18 protein-coding genes are annotated in these 21,035 nt (G+C 65.2%); 9 read left to right on the forward strand and 9 right to left on the reverse strand.

Annotation, left to right across the window (positions count from 1 at the left end; translation table 11 throughout):
• Positions 1-101: 101 nt before the first annotated feature.
• Complete coding sequence (locus tag GTP77_RS03755; RefSeq protein WP_161070838.1) at positions 102-815, forward strand: flagellar brake protein; 714 nt, start codon at positions 102-104, stop codon at positions 813-815.
• 62 nt (positions 816-877) lie between these two features.
• Here GTP77_RS03755 and GTP77_RS30485 read toward each other — a convergent pair whose 3' ends face one another.
• The 8 genes from GTP77_RS30485 to recA all read right to left on the reverse strand — a co-directional run bounded on the left by GTP77_RS30485 (position 878) and on the right by recA (position 8,484).
• The gene (locus tag GTP77_RS30485) at positions 878-1,366 is read right to left on the reverse strand and encodes a pilin (protein WP_161070839.1); all 489 of its coding nucleotides are present in this window, start codon (positions 1,364-1,366) and stop codon (positions 878-880) included.
• Between the two features lie 182 nt (positions 1,367-1,548).
• The gene (locus GTP77_RS03765; protein WP_161070840.1) at positions 1,549-2,223 is read right to left on the reverse strand and encodes an FHA domain-containing protein; all 675 of its coding nucleotides are present in this window, start codon (positions 2,221-2,223) and stop codon (positions 1,549-1,551) included.
• Between the two features lie 67 nt (positions 2,224-2,290).
• Positions 2,291-3,172 carry a succinate--CoA ligase subunit alpha gene (gene sucD / locus GTP77_RS03770; RefSeq protein ID WP_161070841.1) on the reverse strand — a complete coding sequence of 294 codons (882 nt, stop codon included), beginning with the start codon at positions 3,170-3,172 and terminating at the stop codon, positions 2,291-2,293.
• A 13-nt stretch (positions 3,173-3,185) separates the two neighbouring features.
• Complete coding sequence (gene sucC / locus GTP77_RS03775) at positions 3,186-4,355, reverse strand: ADP-forming succinate--CoA ligase subunit beta (protein ID WP_161070842.1); 1,170 nt, start codon at positions 4,353-4,355, stop codon at positions 3,186-3,188.
• 68 nt (positions 4,356-4,423) lie between these two features.
• Entirely contained in the window at positions 4,424-4,996 is a 573-nt protein-coding gene (locus GTP77_RS03780) for a DUF2889 domain-containing protein (RefSeq protein ID WP_161070843.1), read from the reverse strand.
• Between the two features lie 231 nt (positions 4,997-5,227).
• The gene (locus GTP77_RS03785; protein WP_161070844.1) at positions 5,228-6,850 is read right to left on the reverse strand and encodes a phosphoethanolamine transferase; all 1,623 of its coding nucleotides are present in this window, start codon (positions 6,848-6,850) and stop codon (positions 5,228-5,230) included.
• Entirely contained in the window at positions 6,819-7,295 is a 477-nt protein-coding gene (gene recX, locus GTP77_RS03790) for a recombination regulator RecX (RefSeq protein ID WP_161070845.1), read from the reverse strand. Before recX ends, GTP77_RS03785 begins: the two co-directional genes overlap by 32 nt.
• A gap of 121 nt (positions 7,296-7,416) precedes the next feature.
• A complete protein-coding gene (gene recA, locus GTP77_RS03795; protein ID WP_161070846.1) occupies positions 7,417-8,484 on the reverse strand; it encodes a recombinase RecA in 1,068 nt (355 codons plus the stop codon).
• A gap of 160 nt (positions 8,485-8,644) precedes the next feature.
• Here recA and GTP77_RS03800 point away from each other — a divergent pair, with 160 nt between their 5' ends.
• The 8 genes from GTP77_RS03800 to GTP77_RS03835 all read left to right on the forward strand — a co-directional run bounded on the left by GTP77_RS03800 (position 8,645) and on the right by GTP77_RS03835 (position 20,623).
• The gene (locus tag GTP77_RS03800) at positions 8,645-9,337 is read left to right on the forward strand and encodes a response regulator (protein ID WP_161070847.1); all 693 of its coding nucleotides are present in this window, start codon (positions 8,645-8,647) and stop codon (positions 9,335-9,337) included.
• A 3-nt stretch (positions 9,338-9,340) separates the two neighbouring features.
• Positions 9,341-10,879, forward strand: a complete 1,539-nt coding sequence (locus GTP77_RS03805; protein ID WP_371869321.1) for a sensor histidine kinase N-terminal domain-containing protein — start codon at positions 9,341-9,343, stop codon at positions 10,877-10,879.
• Positions 10,872-11,180: a DUF4212 domain-containing protein gene (locus GTP77_RS03810; RefSeq protein ID WP_161070848.1), complete on the forward strand. Its 309-nt coding sequence runs from the start codon at positions 10,872-10,874 to the stop codon at positions 11,178-11,180. The genes GTP77_RS03805 and GTP77_RS03810 overlap by 8 nt, the downstream gene beginning before the upstream one ends.
• A complete protein-coding gene (locus GTP77_RS03815; RefSeq protein WP_161070849.1) occupies positions 11,177-13,225 on the forward strand; it encodes a sodium:solute symporter family protein in 2,049 nt (682 codons plus the stop codon). The genes GTP77_RS03810 and GTP77_RS03815 overlap by 4 nt, the downstream gene beginning before the upstream one ends.
• 77 nt (positions 13,226-13,302) lie before the next feature.
• Positions 13,303-15,315, forward strand: coding sequence for an alpha/beta fold hydrolase (locus GTP77_RS03820; protein ID WP_229202076.1), 2,013 nt, complete (start codon positions 13,303-13,305; stop codon positions 15,313-15,315).
• A 20-nt stretch (positions 15,316-15,335) separates the two neighbouring features.
• A complete protein-coding gene (locus GTP77_RS03825; protein ID WP_161070850.1) occupies positions 15,336-17,372 on the forward strand; it encodes a S9 family peptidase in 2,037 nt (678 codons plus the stop codon).
• Positions 17,372-19,366 (forward strand): alpha/beta hydrolase family protein, encoded by a 1,995-nt coding sequence (locus GTP77_RS03830; protein WP_161070851.1) that lies wholly within the window; start codon positions 17,372-17,374, stop codon positions 19,364-19,366. Before GTP77_RS03825 ends, GTP77_RS03830 begins: the two co-directional genes overlap by 1 nt.
• A 42-nt stretch (positions 19,367-19,408) precedes the next feature.
• Positions 19,409-20,623 carry a 6-phosphofructokinase gene (locus GTP77_RS03835; protein WP_161070852.1) on the forward strand — a complete coding sequence of 405 codons (1,215 nt, stop codon included), beginning with the start codon at positions 19,409-19,411 and terminating at the stop codon, positions 20,621-20,623.
• On the opposite strand, the gene GTP77_RS03840 is transcribed toward GTP77_RS03835, so the two are convergent.
• Positions 20,613-21,005, reverse strand: a complete 393-nt coding sequence (locus GTP77_RS03840) for a nuclear transport factor 2 family protein (protein ID WP_161070853.1) — start codon at positions 21,003-21,005, stop codon at positions 20,613-20,615. The genes GTP77_RS03835 and GTP77_RS03840 overlap by 11 nt on opposite strands.
• Positions 21,006-21,035: the final 30 nt, after the last annotated feature.

Genomic DNA, 21,035 nt, shown 5'->3' on the forward strand with positions numbered 1-21,035 from the left:
ATATGTTTTGGACAAAGGCTGATTTATTGCAATAGTGTAAAACTTTTACTGCCGGTATATAATTAAATTTATAGACATAGGCACAACAAAAGGGCGCACGAATGAGCAGTGGTACTCCGCCGGGTGAAGTCAAGCCGCAGGAATACGAGTTCGAGCAGATGAACCTGCAGGTGGGTGGCAGGATACAGTTCATCACGCACCGGACCGTCAAGCCTGTACAGCACTTTTCCACGCTGATCGGCTGGGTGAAGGACGAGTATATGATCGTCAAGGTGCCGTTCGAGAACGGTGCGCCGATTGCCGTCAACGATGGCGACAAGCTGACCATACGCGTGTTTTCCGGCGTGAACGTGTGCTCGTTTTCCGCCATCGTACAGCGCGTGTTCGGGCGGCCGCTGTTCTACGCCCACCTGTCCTTCCCCGAAAAAATCCAGGGCACCAGCTTGCGCACCGCGATGCGGGTGAAGGTGGATATCCCTGCCCAGCTCACCTGCGATGCGACTGGCAGCGTGTCGGTGTTCCTGGTGAACCTGAGCGTGTCGGGCGCGCTGATCGAGTCGAAGCGGCCGCTGGAGTCCGGCGATGCGGTGGTGGGACTGTCGTTCACGCTGATCGCGCAGCCCGGCAACCGGCAGGTGCTGGTGAATACGCAGGCCAGCATCCGCAATATCAATGTGATCAAGCCCGCCACTGCGGACAAGGCCGAAGTGTTTACCTACGGCGTGCAGTTCATCAACCTCGATCCCACCCACTACACCTTGCTGCAAAACCTCACCTACGAGGCGCTGATCGCCGACCGGCAGAAGATTGTGTAAGGACGAAAAAAAACCTGGCCGAGGCCAGGTTTTTTTTGCGCCGGCGCCGTAGCGCCGTTAGCTTAAGGAGTTGCTGGTGCTGCTGCTGCGTTGTTCTTCTCGATTGCGCTCTTCGCCGCTGCATTCGTGGTCGACGCGGTCGCTTTCCAGGCGATGGTTGCACCATTCGGGCTAGGTTCGAAATCGATCGTGGTTTTGTCTACGCCTTTACCTACGCCGTCGTCAGCGAAGGTAAGGGTGATTTTGCCGTCCTTGACAGTAGCGCTCTTAACTTCTTTGGTAGCTACGAAGTCAGGAATGTTTTTGCCAGCCGAGGCACCGTTGTCGCAACCGGTAGTGGTGCCGCCGCTTTCCTGGATGCACAGGGCAGTCGCGGTCTTGATACCATCAACCGACGATACGGCGCTGGCCACTTTGGCTTTGACGGTGTAGTCGCTGTAAGCAGGGATGGCCACTGCTGCCAGGATGCCGATAATGGCCACAACGATCATCAGTTCGATCAGGGTGAAACCGGCTTGTGCTTGTTTCTTCATCATTTTCATGGATTTCATTTTATTGCTCCTCAAGAGGTGAACTGGTTGTTTGGTGCCACACTTGAGTTAGAGCAATTGCTGTGCCAGGCCTGAAAATGCCCTTTTCAGCCGGATGTCTGCCAATTTTCGTCACTTTTGCTTCCTGGAACTGACGATTTTTGTCAGCTCGGCTGTCAAAGTTTGGCAGCTGACGATTTTTGTCAGGCGAAATCTTGTTTGAATGCCATTTGCGTGCCGCTCAGGTCGAGCACGTCGCCGTCTTGCAGGCGCTGCGGCTGCTTGCCCAGCGGCGTGCCGTTGACCGTGGCGATGGCCTCGCCTTCGGCTTGCGCCACCGCATAGCCGTCCGGCGCGCGCGAAATGACGATGACCTGCACGCCGGGACGGCCCAGCGTGGTGAGCGGCTTGGTCAGCGGCAGCTGCTTGCCGGCGTTGGCGCCGTTCAGCACTTCGATGCGGCCCAGCACGGCGGCCGGCTGGGGCATGGCAGCGGCTGCGGCCAGCGGCGCCGGCGCCGGGCGGCGCGGGGCGGCAACCGGGACGGTGGCGCCCTCGCTGGCCGGGGCAGCCCCCGGGACCGGGCGCACGCCGTCCGCCAGGTATTCAATCCTGTACTTGGCAATCTTGATGCTGTCCTGGTGTTGCAGGAAATGCTTGCCCACGCGCTGGCCGTTGACAAAAGTGCCATTGGTGCTGCGCAGGTCTTCCAGGAAGGATTCGTCGAGGATGGTGGTGATGACGGCGTGCTCGCCGCTGACGGCGGCATGGTCTAGCACGATGTCGTTGCGGCTGCGGCGGCCGATGCTCATGCGCTCCCGGCTCAGCGGGACTTCCTGCTCAACCACGCCGTCGCGCGAAATGATGATCTTCCCCAAACCTACCCTCCGGACAATAAAAAACGGGGAGCCGTAGCTCCCCGTTATTATTCACTAAAAGAGTGAATTACAGCATTGCTTTCAGCAGACGCGCCATTTCGGACGGGTTCTTAGTGACGGTAATGCCGCAGGCTTCCATGATTTCCAGCTTGGCTTGCGCGGTGTCTGCGCCGCCGGAGATCAGCGCGCCGGCGTGGCCCATGCGCTTGCCCGGAGGAGCGGTAACACCAGCGATGAAGCCGACTACCGGCTTCTTCATGTTGTCCTTGATCCACAGAGCAGCGTTGGCTTCGTCTGGACCGCCGATTTCGCCGATCATGATGACCGCGTCGGTATCCGGATCGTCGTTGAAGGCCTTCATGATGTCGATGTGCTTCAGACCGTTGATCGGGTCGCCGCCAATACCAACTGCCGACGATTGGCCCAGGCCCAGAGCGGTCAGCTGTGCAACTGCTTCATAGGTCAGGGTGCCCGAACGGGAAACCACGCCGATGCGGCCCTTGCGGTGGATGTGGCCTGGCATGATGCCGATCTTGATTTCGTCTGGGGTGATCAGACCTGGGCAGTTAGGACCCAGCAGCAGGGTTTTCGAGCCGGCTTTGGCCATGCGGTCCTTCAGGGCCATCATGTCGCGGACAGGAATGCCTTCGGTGATGCAAATGGCCAGATCCATTTCGGCTTCCACGGCTTCCCAGATGGCGGCAGCTGCGCCTGCTGGTGGGACGTAGATCACGGAAACGTTGGCGCCGGTTTCTTTTTTCGCTTCGGTAACGTTAGCGAAAATTGGAATGCCTTCGAAGTCTTCGCCGGCTTTCTTCGGGTTCACGCCTGCGACGAAGGCATTTTTGCCGTTCGCGTATTCGCGGCACATACGGGTGTGGAACTGGCCGGTCTTGCCGGTGATGCCTTGGGTGACGACTTTGGTGTCTTTATTGATCAGAATGGACATGTTGATTCCTTAATTAAGCTTGACCGGCTGCAGCGGCGACGACGCTCTTGGCTGCGTCTTCCATGGTGTCGGCGGCGATGATAGGCAGACCGGAATCGGCCAGCATCTTCTTGCCCAGGTCTTCGTTGGTGCCCTTCATGCGCACCACCAGAGGCACTTTCAGCGAAACGGCTTTCGATGCGGTGATCACGCCTTCGGCGATCACGTCGCAACGCATGATGCCGCCGAAGATGTTCACCAGGATAGCTTTCAGCTCTGGGTTCTTCAGCATGATCTTGAACGCTTCGGTGACTTTCTCGGCAGTTGCGCCGCCGCCCACGTCCAGGAAGTTGGCCGGCTCGCCGCCGAACAGCTTGATGGTGTCCATGGTGGCCATGGCCAGGCCGGCGCCGTTGACCAGGCAGCCGATGTTGCCGTCCAGGGAGATGTAGGCCAGGTCGAATTTCGAGGCTTCGACTTCAGCTGGATCTTCTTCGTCCAGGTCGCGGTAAGCGACGATTTCCGGCTGGCGGAACAGGGCGTTGGCGTCGAAGTTGAACTTGGCGTCCAGGGCGATGACTTTGCCCGAACCGGTCAGGATCAGCGGGTTGATTTCGGCCAGCGATGCGTCGGTTTCCCAGTAGGCTTTGTACAGGCCTTGCAGGTTGGTGACGGCGTCGGCGATCGAACCTTCCGGTACGCCGATTTTCGCGGCGATGCCGGCGGCTTCAGCGTCGGTCAGGCCGACGGCTGGGTCGATGGCGATGGTGTGGATCAGTTCTGGATGCGATTCAGCCACTTCTTCGATGTCCATGCCGCCTTCGGAGGAAGCCATCAGGACTACGCGCTGGGTAACACGGTCGGTCACCAGGGAAACATACAGTTCCTTCTTGATGTCCGCGCCTTCTTCGATCAGCAGGCGGCGCACTTTCTGGCCTTCCGCGCTGGTCTGGTGGGTAACCAGCTGCATGCCCAGGATCTGGTCAGCGTATTCTTTAACTTGTTCCAGCGACTTGGCCACTTTCACGCCGCCGCCTTTGCCGCGGCCGCCAGCATGGATCTGCGCCTTGACTACCCAAACCGAACCGCCCAGCGTCTCGGCAGCTTTGACTGCTTCGTCTACGGACAGGCACGGGATACCGCGCGGAACCGTCACTCCGAATTTTCGGAGGATTTCTTTGCCTTGATACTCATGGATTTTCATGCTGGCTTCCCTTTTGATTAAAACTGATGTTGAAAGTTGATATTTATAAAACGAGGATGGTGCGTGCGCTAGGCCAACTCGGGCTTGCTCGCTACCCAGCGCGGGTAAAACCGGGCAACTGCCCCGCCATCGGTACGCAGGGCGTGGCATTTGTCGAGCTGGAAAGGCTTTTCATGCGGAACGTTGTCGCTAGCCGCATCATGCGTCGGCCAGACATCGTTAGCGAAGGCCTGGACTGCCGCCGTTGGCAGGATCTGGGCCAGTTCCGTCAGATGGGTGCACCCGGCGACGCCAGAGAGGCGCTGCTTGAGTTCATGCCGGAACCCCTTCATCAGGTTCAGTCCCACCAGGGCCGCGTACGCCGGGCCGATGGTGTTGCAGAAACCAGGATAGGGAACCGCGTCAGAAACGGCTTCGGCGGCAACGATGGTCAGTTGGCGGTCTACCGTAATGCGCAAGGAGAGGTCGTGCAGGGGCGTGCCGCCTTCGCGCATGCCGGAGGCGAGCTTGGTGGCGTTAACTTTGATGTCGGTGATACGGGCGTCAAGATCCCATAGGCCATCCTCGCGCGCGAACGCCTGGATGTCTATAGCGCGCGTGTGCCGCAGCGCACGTCGGGAGACTGGAGTTGACAGGGACATAAGACCGATGCCGCTTGCGCGGCAAAAATTAGTAAGCAGCCTTGCACTATTCTCTTAACAAGAATGCACGTTGCCGCAGCTTCTACGGACAACCACCGCACCCGCGGTGCTGCAAAAACCCCAAAAGTGTAGCACACCCCGGCGCGAGTTGCGACGTGGCATATGTTAATTAGCGACTTTTCATGAGCCTGCGCGGGGCGCCGCCATGCTAGCCCCGGGCTGTCCCCGGCCCTATTTCAGGCTCTCGTAGGGCGCGCTGGGGCCGCTCAGTTCCAGCGTCACCGGGCGCGGCCCTGGCTGGTACATGGGCGACGCAAAACTGGCGCGCGCGTCGCTGCCCTGCCACGCCACGGCGCCGAGTTCCAGCACCGAGGCGAACATGCTGGCGTGGCCGACCGGCTTGGCGCGGTTGGCCTGCAAGGCGGCCACCACCGCCGGATAGGCCCGGCGGTAAGCCGCGTTCATCCACACCAGCAAGGGCACGTGGGTGTCGTAGCGGGTGGGGCCGGGCTGGGCGTGCATGAAGAGCTGACGCTGGTCGTCGAACAGGTTTTCACCGTGGTCGGAGGTAAACACCAGCACGGCCGGGCGCTGCTCGGCCTGCAGCACCGCGATCATGCGGGCCAGGAAGCGGTCGGTCTCGACCACCGTGTTGTCATAGGAATTGATGGCCTCGGCCTTGTTCTTCGGCAGCGGATTGTCGACGCCGGCGTCGCTCAAGGTGGGATGGAACACGCGCGAGGCGCCGCTGTAGCGTTCCTCGTACGGAATGTGGCTGCCTATCATATGCAGCACCAGGAACTGGCGCGGCCCGGCCTGGCGCACGAAGGAGGTGAACATCGGCAGCAGGTTGTCGTCGGTGCGCAGGTGGAAGTCCATGCTGTTGCGGGCATATTCCCGCACCTCGGCGCTGGCGCCGTAGACGGACACCTCCTGGTTGGACAGCCAGGCGGTGCGGAAACCGGCTTCGCGGAAGGTGGGCACCAGCGTGGCGCGCTGCTTGCCCGTCGCATGGCTCACGATGGCAGGCATGGCATAGCCGGTCCAATTGGCGGTGGACGCCACGTCGGGGAAGGACAGCAATTGCGGCCCCAGCGCGGCCAGCCCTGGCGTGGTGTTGCGCGCGTAGCCGTTGATGCCGAGATGGTCGCTGCGCAGGCTTTCGCCCACCACCAGCACCACCAGCATGGGTGTGTCGCCCACAATGGAACGGCCCTGCACGCTGGCAAAACCGGCCCCCGCAATCGCGCGCTCGTAGCCGATCACGCGCCACAGCGAGGCCGCCAGGCCGCTGGGGAAAGCCAGGTTGATGGTGGATTGTTCCAGCAGCGGCGGCAGGCGCACGGCGTGGCCCACGGCCTGGCGCGCCACCAGGGCCAGCATTACCGGCATCAGGCAGCAGGCCAGCAGGCGCTTGCGCGCGGCCGTGTCCAGCCGCCAGCCGGGGCTGATGGAAAAGGCCAGCCACAGGTAGAGCAGCAGGCTGAGCGGCACCAGCCACAGCTTCCAGCCAAAGGAGGCCAGCACTTGCGCGCTCATGGCCAGCCCGGTGTTGAGCGCGGAGGACAGCAGCGCGTCGCCGGGCACGCTGCCGTAGGCCAGGGTCAGATAGCAATAGGGGCCGGCCAGCAGCGCCAGCGGCGTCCACAGCAGGAAATAGCGGCGCACACCGGGCGCCAGCACCAGGGGCGCGGCCAGCAGCAGAAGGGAGAAGGCCAGCAGGGCCAGCGCGTCGCTGGCGCCTTGGACGTGGTCGGTATTTAGAACGGCCCAGCTGGGCAGCCATAGCCAGGCCGCCAGCAGCAAAGCCTTCAGGGCGTCGCTACGCGTCGCCACCGAGGCCGTCCAGCTCATCGAGGTCCACGCCTTTCATGGCGGTCTGGATGGCGCGCTGGGAGAAGCCGCGCTGCAGCAGGAAGCGCATTTGCTTGCTGCGCTCCTGGGCGTCCCGCGGCAGAGCGCCGAATTTGCGGCGCCACACTTCGCAGCAGCGCGCCGTTTCGTCTTCGGCCAGGCCGGCCTTCAATTCGCTCAGCGCTTCGCCCTTGATGCCGTGCTGTTGCAGCTCGGCCACAATGCGGCTGTTGCCGTAGCGCGCGGCGCGGCGGTGGATCAGCGATTCGGAGAAGCGTTCTTCGGACAGCCAGTTGTTTTTTTCGAGGAAGTCGAGCAGGGCTTCGATGTCCTCGCCCTCCTCCGCATGGCGCGCCAGCTTGCGCGCCAGCTCCATGCGGCTGTGCTCGCGCGCCGACAACAATCGCAGCGCGCGCGCTTTCAGGCTGATGGGAGGCAGAGGCATGGTGGGAATTCGCTGGTTCGCCGGCTTGGCGGGTTACGCGGCCTTGCCGCTAACCCGCCCTACGCAACTATAACGTAGGGCGGGTTAGACGCGCAGCGGCGTAACCCGCCGCACAGCCAGCTTACTCGACGGCTTTGAGCTTGGGCGCCGGCTCGGCGCCCAGCGCTGGCAGCGCGCGCACACCCAACGAGGCGCGTACCTTGTTTTCGATTTCGTGCGCCAGTTCCGGACGCTCCACCAGGTAGGTGCGGGCGTTGTCCTTGCCCTGGCCGATGCGCTCGCCGTTGTAGCTATACCAGCTGCCGGACTTCTCGACGATTTTCGCTTCCACGCCCAGGTCGATGATCTCGCCTTCGCGCGAGGTGCCCGCGCCGTACAGGATGTCGAAGTGCGCTTCCTTGAACGGCGGCGCGATCTTGTTCTTGACGACCTTGACCTTGGTTTCGTTGCCGATCACTTCGTCGCCCGACTTGATGGAGCCGGTGCGGCGGATGTCCAGGCGCACGGAGGCGTAGAACTTCAGCGCGTTGCCGCCGGTGGTGGTTTCCGGCGAACCGAACATCACGCCGATCTTCATGCGGATCTGGTTGATGAAGATAACCAGGGTGTTGGTGCGGTTGATGGAGCCGGTCAGCTTGCGCAGCGCCTGGGACATCAAACGGGCTTGCAGGCCAGGCAGCGAGTCGCCCATGTCGCCTTCGATCTCGGCGCGCGGCGTCAGCGCGGCGACGGAGTCGACCACCACCATGTCCACGGAACCGGAGCGCACCAGCGCGTCGCAGATTTCCAGGGCCTGTTCACCGGTGTCCGGCTGCGAAATGAGCAGCTCGTGCAGGTTCACGCCCAGCTTTTGCGCATAGCCCACGTCCAGCGCGTGCTCGGCGTCGATAAAGGCGCAGGTGCCGCCCAGTTTCTGCATCTCGGCGATGGTTTGCAGCGTCAGCGTGGTTTTACCCGACGATTCCGGGCCGTAGATTTCCACCACGCGGCCGCGCGGCAGGCCGCCTACGCCCAGCGCGATGTCCAGGCCCAGCGAGCCGGTGGAGACCACTTGCACTTCTTCGATCGGCGCGCTGGCGTCCATGCGCATGACCGAGCCCTTGCCGAACTGCTTTTCAATTTGTGCCAGTGCTGCGGCAAGCGCCTTGGCTTTTTCGCCTGCGGGTACTGCGCCTTTTTTGTCGTCCATGATGATCTTTCGGCAAGTGGTTTAGTCGATTCAGGTGGTACTGTATAAAAAACCAGTGCTTTTTGCAAGCATTGTTTTCAATCGCGTTTGAGGCGGATCAAAAACTGGCCCCCTTGAGTAAAATGAAACACAATGGGGGCTTCTGCAACCGGGTGACATTATGCGTATTTTACTTGCCGAAGACGACAGCGTCCTGGCCGACGGGCTGACCCGCTCGCTGCGCCAGTCCGGCTATGCGATCGATTATGTAAAGAACGGCCAGGAGGCGGACACCGCCCTGGCCACCCAGGAGTTCGACCTGCTGATACTGGACCTGGGCCTGCCCAAGCTGTCCGGGCTGGAGGTGCTGCGCCGCCTGCGCGCGCGCTCCTCGCTGCTGCCGGTGCTGATACTGACGGCGGCCGACTCCATCGAGCAGCGCGTGAACGGCCTGGACCTGGGCGCGGACGACTATATGGCCAAGCCCTTCGCGCTGTCCGAGCTGGAGGCGCGGGTGCGCGCGCTGACCCGGCGCGGCCAGGGCGGCGGGTCGGCCATCATCAAGCACGGCCCGCTCAGCTACGACCAGGTGGGCCGCAGCGCCTATATCAACGACCAGATGCTGGACCTGTCGGCGCGCGAACTGGGCCTGCTGGAGGTGCTGCTGGCGCGCACCGGGCGGCTGGTGTCCAAGGAGCAGCTGGTGGACCACCTGTGCGAGTGGGGCGAGGAAGTGAGCAACAACGCCATCGAAGTCTATGTGCACCGGCTGCGCAAGAAGATCGAAGTGGGCGGCGTGCGCATCGCCACCGTGCGCGGGCTGGGCTACTGCCTGGAAAAGTTCAGCGACACGCCGCGCGGCGAAGCCAAGTAAGCCGTGGGCGAGCGCGAGGCCGCAGCAGCCAGCCAGCAGGACCAGGACGACCTGTCCTGGCAGGAGCCTGCCGGCGCCGTCAAGGAGGACGACATCCAGCACTCGCTGTTCGGCGAGATCCTGGACTGGATGCTGGCCCCGCTGCTGCTGCTGTGGCCGATGAGCATCGCCATCACCTACCTGGTGGCCAAGTCCATCGCCAACCAGCCCTTCGACCATGCGCTGGAAGACAGCGTGACCGTGCTGGCGCAGCAGGTCCACGAAGTGAACGGCAAGCTGGCGCCGCGCCTGCCCGGCTCGGCGCGCGACATCCTGCGCGCGGACGACGTGGACAGCGTGTACTTCCAGATCGCCGGCCCCGACGGCGCCTACGTGGACGGCGACCGCGAGCTGGCCGCGCCGCAGGAGGAAGACCGGGCCAAGCCCGGCATGGTGCAGTTCCGCAACGGCAATATGCACGGCACGCCCATCCGCATCGCCTACTCATGGGTGGCGCTGGAGGACCAGGGTGCCGAGGAGTCGCGCGTGGCGCTGGTGCAGGTGGCCGAGACGCTGGAAAAACGCGCCAAGCTGGCCAATGAAATCATCAAGGGCGTGATCCTGCCGCAGTTCATTGTGCTGCCCATTGTGCTGGCCCTGGTGTGGTTCGCGCTGGCGCGGGGGCTGTCGCCGCTGGCCCAGCTGCAGGAACGCATCCGCGCGCGCAGCTCGGACGACCTGAGCCCCATCGATTCGCGCCAGGTGCCGGAAGAGATCACGCCGCTGGTGCGCTCGCTCAACGAGATGCTGGCCCGGCTGTCGCTGTCGATCGAGATGCAGAAGCGCTTCATCGCCGACGCCGCCCACCAGATGAAAACCCCGCTGGCGGGCATGCGCATGCAGTCCGAGCTGGCGCTGCGCCAGACCGACCAGGGCGAAATCCACCGCTCGCTGGAGCAGCTGGCGAAAAGTTCGGAGTCGGCCACGCGGCTGGTGAACCAGCTGCTGGCCCTGGCGCGCGCCGAGAACCAGCCACAGGCCGGCGCCGCGCTGCTGCCGGTGGACCTGGCCGAGCTGGCGCGCAGCGCCGTGCGCGATTGGGTGCCGGCCTCCTTCAACTACCGCATCGACCTGGGCTTCGAGGCCCCGGCCGAAGGGGAAGTGCCGATCGAGGGCAACCCCACCATGCTGCGCGAGATGCTGTCCAACCTGATCGACAACGCGCTGCGCTACACGCCGGCCGGCGGCGCCGTCACCGTGCGCGTGCGGCGCTCCGAGCACGAGGGCGTGGTGGAGGTGGAGGACACCGGCCCCGGCATTCCGCCGGCCGAGCGCAGCCACGTGTTCGAGCGTTTCTACCGCATCCTCGGCAGCAGCGCCGAGGGCAGCGGCCTGGGGCTGGCCATCGTGCGCGAGATCGCGCAGCAGCACGGCGCCGACATCGACATTTTCAGCAACCCGCGCAGCAACAACGCCAAGCTGCCCGGCAGCTTGTTCCGCCTGATCTTCCCGCTGCGCGCGCCCGACGACGAACCGCCAGCAGACGAGCCCCATTATGGATGACACCACCAGCACCGCCGCCAGCACTGCGGCAGCGTCCCTGCGCGCGCGGCGCGAGCAGCACTGGCGCCGCACGCGCCGCCTCACCGCCGCCCTGCTGCTGCTATGGCTGGCCACCAGCTTCTGCGCCGTCTTCTTCGCGCGCGAGCTGACCGGGCTGATGCTGTTCGGCTGGCCGCTGTCCTTCTACCTGGCGGCGCAAGGCGCCTCGCTGGTCTACCTGGCCATCATAGGCGGCTACGCCTGGCGCATGCGCCGGCTCGACCAGCAGTTTGCCGCCGCCGCGCAGGGAGGGCAGGCATGAACGCCAAGCCCAGCTACTTCCGGCGCCTGTCGCGCTACTACCTGCTGTTCTCGGCCGGCTTCGCGGGCTTCCTGGTGGCGCTGTCCATGCTGGAGAAGGAAGGCATGCCGCGCGTCTGGATAGGCTACCTGTTCATGCTGGCCACCATCACGCTGTACGCCGCCATCGGCCTGGTCAGCCGCACCTCCAACGTGGCCGAATACTATGTGGCGGGGCGGCGCGTGCCGGCCATGTTCAACGGCATGGCCACCGCCGCCGACTGGATCTCGGCGGCCAGCTTCATCAGCCTGGCCGGCACGCTCTACCTGCACGGCTTCGACGGCCTGGCCTACGTCATGGGCTGGACCGGCGGCTACTGCCTGGTGGCGCTGCTGATCGCGCCCTATCTGCGCAAGTTCAGCCAGTACACCATCCCCGACTTCCTGGCCGCGCGCTACGGCGGCCCGCACCACGGGCGCTACGTGCGCATCATGGCGGTGGCGGCCACCATCATCATCTCCTTCATCTACGTGGTGGCGCAGATCTACGCGGTGGGCCTGATCGCCTCGCGCTTTACCGGCGTGGATTTCTCGGTCGGCATTTTCCTCGGCCTGGCCTCCATCCTGGTGTGTTCCTTCCTGGGCGGCATGCGCGCCATCACCTGGACCCAGGTGGCGCAGTACATCATCATTCTGGTGGCGTTCCTGCTGCCGGCCATGTGGCTGTCGGCCAAGCACAGCGGCAACCCCATCCCGCAGGTGGCCTACGGCAAGCTGCTGCCCACGCTGGGCGCGCGCGAAGCCAGCCTGGCGCACGACCCGAAGGAACAGGAGGTGCGCGCCATCTTCCGGCAGCGCGCCGACGACTACGGCCAGAAGCTCGACGCCCTGCCCGCCAGCTGGGACGCCGGCCGCATCGACGCGCAGCGCCGTCTGGACGCGGTCAAGCAGCGCAACGCCACGCTGCTGGACATCCGCGCGGCCGAAAAAGCCCTGATCAATTATCCGAAAACCGTGGAAGAAGCGGCCGCCGCCTGGGAGGCCGCGCGCGCCTACAACCTGCGGCGCGCCGCCGCGCCCGCGCCGCACGCCGAGCCCTTCGTGGCGCCGGACATCGCGCAGTCCGACCAGAAGCGCAACAACTTCCTGGCGCTGGTGTTCTGCCTGATGGTGGGCACGGCCGCCCTGCCTCACATCCTGATGCGCTCCTACACCACGCCGTCTGTGCATGAAACCCGGGTGTCGGTGTTCTGGACGCTGTTCTTCATCCTGCTGATCTACCTGACCATTCCGGCGCTGGCGGTGCTGGTGAAGTTCGACGTCTACACCGCGCTGGTGGGCAGCGACTTCTCGCGCCTGCCAACCTGGGTGTCGTACTGGGCCAATGTGGACAAGCTGCATCCGCTAATCAGCATCGTGGACGTGAACCACGACGGCCTGGTGCAGCTGGCGGAAATCGCCATCGACGGCGACGTGCTGGTGCTGGCCACGCCCGAGATCGCGGGCCTGCCCTATGTGATTTCCGGCCTGGTGGCGGCGGGCGGCCTGGCCGCCGCGCTGTCCACGGCGGACGGCCTGCTGCTGGCCATCTCCAACGCCCTGTCGCACGACATCTACTACCGCATCGTCGACCCCAGCGCCTCCACGCAAAAGCGCGTGACCATCTCCAAGCTGCTGCTGCTGGCGGTGGCCTTCATCGCCGCCTACGCCGCGTCCACCAAGCCGGCCGACATCCTGTCGCTGGTGAGCGCCGCCTTCTCGCTGGCCGGCTCCACGCTGTTCCCGGCGCTGGTGCTGGGCGTGTTCTGGCCGCGCGCCAACCGCCACGGCGCGGTGGCCGGCATGGTGGCCGGCTTCGGCGTGTGCCTGTACTACATGGTGCACGCCAACCCCATCCTGGGCGGCAGCGCGGCCGGGCAGTGGTTCCACATCGCGCCGGTCTCCGCGGGCATCTTCGGCGTGCCCGCTGGCATGCTGGTGATGGCGGTGGTCAGCCTGCTGACGCCCGCGCCGGGACGCGACACCACTGCGCTGCTGGCGCATGTGCGTGCGCCGGAGCAGGGCTAGGCAAACCTTCAGACAAATGTTATTGTAGGGAAATTGATTAATTTGCAATTGTTCTTTTCGCCTATTTAACATTGACCATGTCCACATCCCTGCCACTGCGTACCGCCCTCGCCTGCCTCGTTTCCGCCCTGATGGGGGCCGCCTCCATCGCGCCGGCTTATGCCGCCGCGCCGCCTGCCGAGCATTTCTTCGACAATCCCAGCTTCAGCAACCCCAAGCTGTCCCCGGACGGCAAGTACGTGGCCTTCAAGGGCAGCGTCGACGGCGGCCGCACCGCGCTGTATGCGCTGGACCTGGCCAGCCGCAGCATCAAGGGCGTGGCCAAGTTCGGCGACGTGGACATCGATAACTTCGAGTGGGTCAACCACGAACGCCTGGTGTTCGACACGCGCGACAGCAAGGCGCCCGTCGGCGACCGCACCAACGCCCCCGGCATGTTCGCGGCCAATGTGGACGGCAGCGGCTACCGCATGCTGGTGGACCGCAGCTACACGCCGGCTTCCGAAACGGGCAGCATGATCAAGCAGCGCGCGCTGCCCTACAACACCTTCCTGCTGGACCAGCAGGGCGCGCAGGACAGCGAGTCTATCTATGTGCGCCGCGCCGAATGGAACGAGGCCACCTGGGACCTGGAAAACTTCGACCTGCTGCGCCTGAACACCCTCACCGGCAAGGCGGACGTGGTGCCGCGTCCGGCCAAGGTGCTGGACTGGCTGCTGGACGCGGACGGCGCGCCGCGCCTGGCCATGTCGGACAAGGACGGCACCTCCAGCGTGCACCTGCTCGACCCGGCCAGCAAGGCCTGGCGCCAGCTCGCCAGCTTCCCCTCCTACGGCAACGCCCCCAAGGCCTTCTGGCCAGTGGGCATGAGCTCGGACGGCAAGCTGTACGTGAGCAGCCGCGCCGGCAAGGACAAGGACGCACTCTATCTGTACGACACGGCCAAGGGCGAACTCGCCGCCGAGCCGGTGGTGTCGCTGGCGGACTATGACTACGAGGGCCAGATGATCTACAGCGGCGGCAAGATCGTCGGCCTGGAGATCCTGTCGGATGCGCGCAGCACCGTGTGGCTGGACGAGCGCATGAAGGCGGCGCAGAAAACCATCGACGGCAAGCTGCAAGGCACGGTCAACCTGGTGCGCCCGGCGCTGCGCCCGGCCACGCCGTGGATGCTGGTGACGTCGTATTCGGACCGCCAGCCGAGAACCTACTACCTCTACAACGCGGACACGCAGGAACTGGGCAAGCTGGGTTCCGCGCACGCCAATATCGACCCGGCCGCCATGGGCCAGCAGGACATGGTGCAGATCAAGGCGCGCGACGGCCTCGCCATTCCCGCCTGGCTGACCTTGCCCAGCGGCGCCGGCAAGAAGCTGCCCATGGTGGTGCTGGTGCACGGCGGCCCCTTCCTGCGCGGTTCCGAATGGGGCTGGGACGCGCAGGCGCAGTTCCTGGCCTCGCGCGGCTACGCGGTGCTGGAGCCGGAGTTCCGCGGCAGCACCGGCTTTGGCTCGCGCCACTTCCGCGCCGGCTGGAAGCAATGGGGCCTGGCCATGCAGGACGATATCGCCGACGCAGCCAAATGGGCCATCGCGCAGGGCTACGCCGATCCGCAGCGCATCTGCATCGCCGGCGCCAGCTATGGCGGCTACGCCACGCTGATGGGCCTGGCGCGCAATCCGGAACTGTTCAAATGCGGCGTGGAATGGGTGGGCGTGACCGACCTCGCGCTGATGTACAAGGACCACTGGAGCTTCCAGTCCGACTTGAGTGCCCAGTGGAAGCAATATGGCCTGCCGCAGCTGGTGGGCGATCCGGTGCAGGACGCGCAGCAGCTGGCGGACACCTCCCCGGTCAACCTGGCCGCGCGCATCAAGCAGCCGCTACTGATGGCCTACGGCGATGAAGACCGGCGCGTGCCCATCCCGCACGGGCGCAGCTTCCACGCGGCCGTCAAGGCCCACAATCCGGACGTGGAGCTGGTGGTCTACCAGGGCGAGGGGCACGGCTGGTCGCTGCCGAAGAACCGCGTCGACTTCTGGACCCGGGTGGAGAAGTTTCTGAACCGCCACATCGGCGCGCAACCGTAAGCCACTTCACTGGAGCCTCCATGCACGGACTGCAACGCATGATCGCCTCCGCCGTGGCACTGCTGGCAGCGCTGGCCCATCCCGGCGCGCACGCGGCCGACGCGGCGCCGGCCGCAACGCCCGCCACCACCCCGGCCGCGCTGCCGCCGGTGCAGGACTTCTTCAGCAATCCGCAATTCAGCACAGTGCAGCTGTCGCCCAGCGGACGCTACCTCGCGGCCAAGCTGACCAGCCCCAATGGGCGCGAGCGGCTGGCGGTGGTCGATCTGAGCAACAACTCGGCGCTGTCGGTGGCCAGCTTCCACGATACCGACGTGGGCCAGTTCGCCTGGGTCAACGACGAGCGCCTGCTGCTCGACACGGTCGACATGCAGGTCGGCGTGGGCGACGCGCGCTACGGCCCCGGCCTGTACGCGGTGAACCGCGACGGCAGCCAGTTCCGCCAGCTGGCCAGCCGCCGCGGCGACGCGCACGCGGTGCAGTCGCAGCGCCTGCTGCCCTGGCACACGTATATGCTGGGCCAGCGCGGCACGCAGGACAGCGACCAGGTCTACGTCCTCAGCAGAAAGATCACCGGCCCCGGCCAGATGGAATATGCCGACCTGCTCCAGCTCAACACCAAAACCGGCTACAGCACCACCCTCAAGCGGCCCGGCGATACGCACGACTGGCTACTCGACAGCAAGGGCGAACCGCGCCTGGCCACCGTGGTGGAGAACGGCCGCAGCTCGGTGCACTACCGCGACCCGGCCACCGGCGCCTGGCGCGAACTGGGGTCGTTCGGGCAGTTCACCGGCGGCAAGGGCTCCTTCCGTCCGCTGGCCTTCGCGCCGGACGGCACGCTGTACGTGGTGACCAGCGCCTACCGCGACAAGTCGGCCGTGCACAGCTACGACCTGGCGACCGGCAAGATCAATCCGCAGCCGCTGGTGGAGCTGGAGCACTACGACTTCAGCGGCCGCCTCATCATGAGCCAGGACAAGCTGCTGGGCGTGCGCTACCTGGCCGACGCGCAAGGCACGCGCTGGCTGGACCCGGCCATGCAGGCCATCCAGCAGGAGGTCGACAAGCTGCTGCCCAACACCCTCAACCTGCTGACGCCGCCGTCCCGGCCGGAAACGCCCAACCTGCTGGTGGAATCGTATTCGGACGTGCAGCCGCGCGTGTTCATGCTGTACAACAGCGCCAACAGGCAGCTCAGCAAAATCGGCGCGTCGCGTCCGCAGATCCGGCCCGGCCAGATGGGCAAGCAGGATCTGGTGACCTACGCCGCGCGCGACGGCTTGCAAATCCCTGCCTGGCTGACGCTGCCGCATGGCAAGGACAAAAACCTGCCCATGGTGGTGCTGGTGCATGGCGGCCCCTTTGTGCGCGGCGGCCAGTGGGGCTGGCGTCCGGATGTGCAATTCCTGGCCTCGCGCGGCTACGCCGTGCTGGAGCCGGAATACCGGGGCAGCACCGGCTTCGGCGAAGCGCACTTCAAGGCCGGCTGGAAGCAATGGGGCCTGAAGATGCAGGATGACATCGCCGACGGCACACGCTGGGCCATCGCGCAGGGCATCGCCGATGGCAAGCGGATCTGCATCGCCGGCGCCAGCTACGGCGGCTACGCCACGCTGATGGGGCTGGTCAACAATCCCGAGCTGTACCAGTGCGGCGTGGAGTGGGCCGGCGTGACCGACATCAAGCTGATGTACACCGGCCACTGGAGCTTCCAGTCCGATCTGCCGGACGCCTGGAAACAGTACGGCATGCCGCACCTGATAGGCGACCCGGAGAAGGACGCCGAGCAGCTCAAGGCCACCTCGCCGCTGGAGCAGGCGGCCCGCATCAGGCAGCCGCTGCTGCTGGCCTACGGCGGCTCGGACATGCGCATGCCGCTCTACCACGGCAAGAAATTCCGCGACGCGGTGCAAAAGACCAACCGCCAGGTCGAATGGGTGGAATACGAGGAGGAAGGCCACGGCTGGGTGCTGCAGAAAAACCGCTACGACTTCTGGACCCGGGTGGAAGGTTTCCTCAATAAACATATCGGCTCATCTCAAGGAGAAAAATAATGCATCTGCGCCTGCGTGCCGTGGCGGCAATCTCACTCGGCCTGATGGCTGGCCTGGCCCAGGCGGCCCTGCCGGCGATAGGCAGCTTCTTTGGCAACCCCAACTTCAGCGCCGCCAAGCTGTCGCCCAACGGGCGCTTTCTGGCTGTGCGCATCAGCAACAACAATGAACGCGACGGTCTGGCCGTGGTGGACCTGGCCAGCAGCAGCGTCAGCGGCGTGGCGCGCTTCTCGGATACCGACATAGGCCATTTCCAGTGGGTGAACAACCGCCGCCTGGCCTTCGACACCGTGGACAACCAGGTGGCGCCGGGCGACCGCCGCTACGCGCCCGGCCTGTACGCGGCCAACCGCGACGGCAGCGACCTGCGGCAGTTGGCCGAGCGCGCCTGGTACGCGCGCGACACGTCGCAGACCAATATCAAGTCGCGCATCCTGCCGGCCAACACCTATATGCTGGAGCAGGAAGGTGCGCAGGACTCGGACTCCATCTATGTCGTGCGCGCCAACTGGAACGAGGTGCGCAATGAAACGCGCAGCTTCGACCTGCAAAAGCTGAACACGGTGACCGGCGCGGTGGGCACGCTGAACCGGCCGGGCGAAGTGCAGCACTGGGTGCTGGACCAGCGCGGCCTGCCGCGCGCGGCCTTGACACGGGAGGAAGACAAGCTGACCGTCCAGTATCTCGATCCGGACAAGGACAGCTGGCGCCCCCTGGTCACCTTCCCGGCCTACGCCAACGCGCCGGGCAACTTCATGCCGCTGGGCTTCGGTGCCGAAGGGCAGATGTATGTGAGCAGCCAGGGCCGCTCCGACAAGCGCAGCCTGTACGTCTTCAACCTGGCCAAAGGCGCGCTGGAGAAGGACGCCATGATAGGCCTGGCCGACTACGATTTTTCGGGCGAGCTGGTGTACCGCAACAACCGCCTGGCCGGCGTCGAGCTGCTGTCCGACGCCCGCGCCATGGTGTGGCTGGACCCGGCCATGGCGGCCGTGCAAAAGGCCGTGGACGCCCTGCTGCCCGACACGGCCAACCTGGTCACGCCGCCGCTGCGGCCTGAAGCGGCCTGGGTGCTGGTCACCTCCTATTCGGACAAGCAGCCCACCACCTACCTGGTCTACAACACCGAGACCAAAGCGCTGAGCAGGATCGGCAGCCGCAACCCGGCCATCGACCCCGCCCAGATGGCGCAGCTGGACCTGCACCGCTTCAAGGCGCGGGATGGCCTGACGGTGCCGGCGTGGCTGACGCTGCCCAAGGGCGGCGGCAAGCAACTGCCCATGGTGGTGCTGGTGCACGGCGGACCTTTCGTGCGCGGCGGCGAGTGGCGCTGGAACGCGGAAGCGCAATTCCTGGCCTCGCGCGGCTACGCCGTGCTGGAACCGGAATTCCGCGGCAGCAGCGGCTTCGGCGCGCGCCACGCCATGCGCGGCTGGAAGCAATGGGGTTTGGCCATGCAGGACGACGTGGCAGACGCCACCAAGTGGGCCATTGCGCAGGGCTATGCCGATCCGAAGCGTATCTGCATCGCCGGCGCCAGCTACGGCGGCTACGCCACACTGATGGGCCTGCTCAAGACGCCGGAACTCTACCGCTGCGGCGTGAGCTGGGCCGGCGTGTCGGACCTGACCTTGATGGCCACGGAAGGCAACAGCGCCATCTCCGACCAGTCCGACACCTACCGCCAGTACGGCATACCGGAACGGGTGGGCGACCCGGTCAAGGACGCCGCGCAATTCGCCGCCACGTCGCCGCTCAAGCAGGCTGCCCGCATCCACCAGCCCATACTGCTGGCGCACGGCAGCGCCGACAAGCGCGTTCCCATTCAGCACAGCAAGGACTTCTACAACGCCATCAAGCCCACGAATCCGAACGTGGAACTGGTGATCTACGACGATGAAGGCCACGGCTGGTCGCTGCCGAAAAACCGTGTTGATTTCTGGGGCCGGGTGGAAGTTTTCCTGGATCGCCACATCGGCCCCACGGCCAAATAAATCGGAGTAAGCTGGCGGCAGTCCACTCACGAGGAGATGCGCATGCCGTCGGGAAAAATTCTGGTCGCACAGGGAGGCGGTCCCACCGCCGTCATCAACCAGTCGCTGGTGGGCGTGGTGCTGGAGGCGCGCCGCTTCCGCCAGGTCACGCGGGTGTACGGCGCGCTGCACGGCGTGCGCGGCATTATCAACGAGGACTTCGTCGACCTGACCCAGGAGACCAGCCACAACCTGGAAATGGTGGCCGCCACGCCCTCGTCCGCGCTCGGCTCCACGCGCGACAAGCCGGACGCGGCCTACTGCGAGCAGATCTTCGAGGTGCTGCGCGCGCACGAGATCGAACACTTCTTCTATATCGGCGGCAACGACTCCTCCGACACGGTGCGCATCGTCAGCGATCGCGCCAAGGCGGCCGGCTATCCGCTGCGCTGCATCCATATTCCCAAGACCATAGACAACGATCTGGTGGGCAGCGACCACACGCCCGGCTTCCCGTCCGCCGCGCGCTTCGTGGCGCAGGCCTTCGCCGGGGCCAACCTGGACAACGCCTCCCTGCCCGGCGTGTACGTGGGCGTGGTGATGGGGCGGCACGCCGGCTTCCTCACCGCCGCCTCAGCGCTGGGCAAGAAGTTCCCCGACGACGGCCCGCACCTGATCTACCTGCCCGAGCGCGTGTTCTCGCTGGAGAGCTTCCTGGCGGACGTGAAGGCCGCGTACGCGCAACACGGGCGCTGCGTGATCGCCGTGTCCGAGGGCATCCACGACGCCTCCGGCGAGGCCATCGCCTCCCTGCTGGCGAAGGAGGTGGAGCGCGACGCGCACGGCAATGTCCAGCTGTCCGGCACCGGCGCGCTGGCCGACCTGCTGTGCGACGAGATCAAGGCCAAGCTGGGCATCAAGCGCGTGCGCGGCGACACCTTCGGCTATCTGCAGCGCTCCTTCATCGGCTGCGTGTCCGACGTGGACCAGCGCGAGGCGCGCGAGGTGGGGGAAAAGGCGGTGCAGTTCGCCATGTGGGGCGACCGCTGCGGCTCGGTGGCCATCAAGCGCACCGGCTACTACTCGGCCGACTACGAATTGCTGCCGCTGGATGCGGTGGCCGGCAAGACGCGCACCATGGAGGACGAGTTCATCACCGCCAGCGGCACCGGCGTGACGGACGCCTTCCGCATGTACCTGCGCCCCCTGCTCGGCTCCGGCATGCCGGACGCGTTCCGCCTGCGCCCGGCGCCGGTGGCCAAGATCCTCAAGAAGTGAGGTGGGAGAAGGTCTTGTTGACGATGCGCCACGCGCCGTCGGCCAGGCGCAAGGTCAGGTACAGGTGGTAGTTAAAGCCCAGCATGGGCGAATGCAGCCGCACAGTGGCGATGCTGCCCATGCTGTCCACCGACAGCACCCGCATGCGGTAGGGCTCGCCCAGCGACTGCGGGCTGGCGCGGCCGGCCACCCCTTCCAGGTAGGCGGCGATGGTCTTGAAGTAGGGCTGGCCGCCGATGTCGCCGTAGACCTGGGCCTCGGGCGCGAACAGCGCCGCCAGGGCGGCAGCGTCGCCCTGGTACACGCCGCGCAGGTAGGCTTCGGCTACGCCGGTGATCGCGGCGATATCGGCCGCTGCGGGCCGCGTGGATGGCTGCTTCATCTCGTGCTCCTGTCAAAAGGGGGAAGGCGC

Source organism: Pseudoduganella aquatica, from assembly GCF_009857595.1.
GTDB lineage: Bacteria > Pseudomonadota > Gammaproteobacteria > Burkholderiales > Burkholderiaceae_D > Rugamonas > Rugamonas aquatica_A.

What these genes read in the sequence shown, in the direction of transcription:
- GTP77_RS03810 (WP_161070848.1), top strand. Translation starts at nt 10,872, where the DNA reads ATGGATGACACCACCAGCACCGCCGCCAGCACTGCGGCAGCGTCCCTG.
- GTP77_RS30485 (WP_161070839.1), bottom strand. Translation starts at nt 1,366, where the DNA reads ATGAAATCCATGAAAATGATGAAGAAACAAGCACAAGCCGGTTTCACC.
- GTP77_RS03785 (WP_161070844.1), bottom strand. Translation starts at nt 6,850, where the DNA reads ATGAGCTGGACGGCCTCGGTGGCGACGCGTAGCGACGCCCTGAAGGCT.
- sucD (WP_161070841.1), bottom strand. Translation starts at nt 3,172, where the DNA reads ATGTCCATTCTGATCAATAAAGACACCAAAGTCGTCACCCAAGGCATC.
- GTP77_RS03780 (WP_161070843.1), bottom strand. Translation starts at nt 4,996, where the DNA reads ATGTCCCTGTCAACTCCAGTCTCCCGACGTGCGCTGCGGCACACGCGC.
- sucC (WP_161070842.1), bottom strand. Translation starts at nt 4,355, where the DNA reads ATGAAAATCCATGAGTATCAAGGCAAAGAAATCCTCCGAAAATTCGGA.
- GTP77_RS03835 (WP_161070852.1), top strand. Translation starts at nt 19,409, where the DNA reads ATGCCGTCGGGAAAAATTCTGGTCGCACAGGGAGGCGGTCCCACCGCC.
- GTP77_RS03815 (WP_161070849.1), top strand. Translation starts at nt 11,177, where the DNA reads ATGAACGCCAAGCCCAGCTACTTCCGGCGCCTGTCGCGCTACTACCTG.
- GTP77_RS03755 (WP_161070838.1), top strand. Translation starts at nt 102, where the DNA reads ATGAGCAGTGGTACTCCGCCGGGTGAAGTCAAGCCGCAGGAATACGAG.
- GTP77_RS03830 (WP_161070851.1), top strand. Translation starts at nt 17,372, where the DNA reads ATGCATCTGCGCCTGCGTGCCGTGGCGGCAATCTCACTCGGCCTGATG.
- GTP77_RS03820 (WP_229202076.1), top strand. Translation starts at nt 13,303, where the DNA reads ATGTCCACATCCCTGCCACTGCGTACCGCCCTCGCCTGCCTCGTTTCC.
- GTP77_RS03800 (WP_161070847.1), top strand. Translation starts at nt 8,645, where the DNA reads ATGCGTATTTTACTTGCCGAAGACGACAGCGTCCTGGCCGACGGGCTG.
- GTP77_RS03840 (WP_161070853.1), bottom strand. Translation starts at nt 21,005, where the DNA reads ATGAAGCAGCCATCCACGCGGCCCGCAGCGGCCGATATCGCCGCGATC.
- GTP77_RS03825 (WP_161070850.1), top strand. Translation starts at nt 15,336, where the DNA reads ATGCACGGACTGCAACGCATGATCGCCTCCGCCGTGGCACTGCTGGCA.
- recA (WP_161070846.1), bottom strand. Translation starts at nt 8,484, where the DNA reads ATGGACGACAAAAAAGGCGCAGTACCCGCAGGCGAAAAAGCCAAGGCG.
- recX (WP_161070845.1), bottom strand. Translation starts at nt 7,295, where the DNA reads ATGCCTCTGCCTCCCATCAGCCTGAAAGCGCGCGCGCTGCGATTGTTG.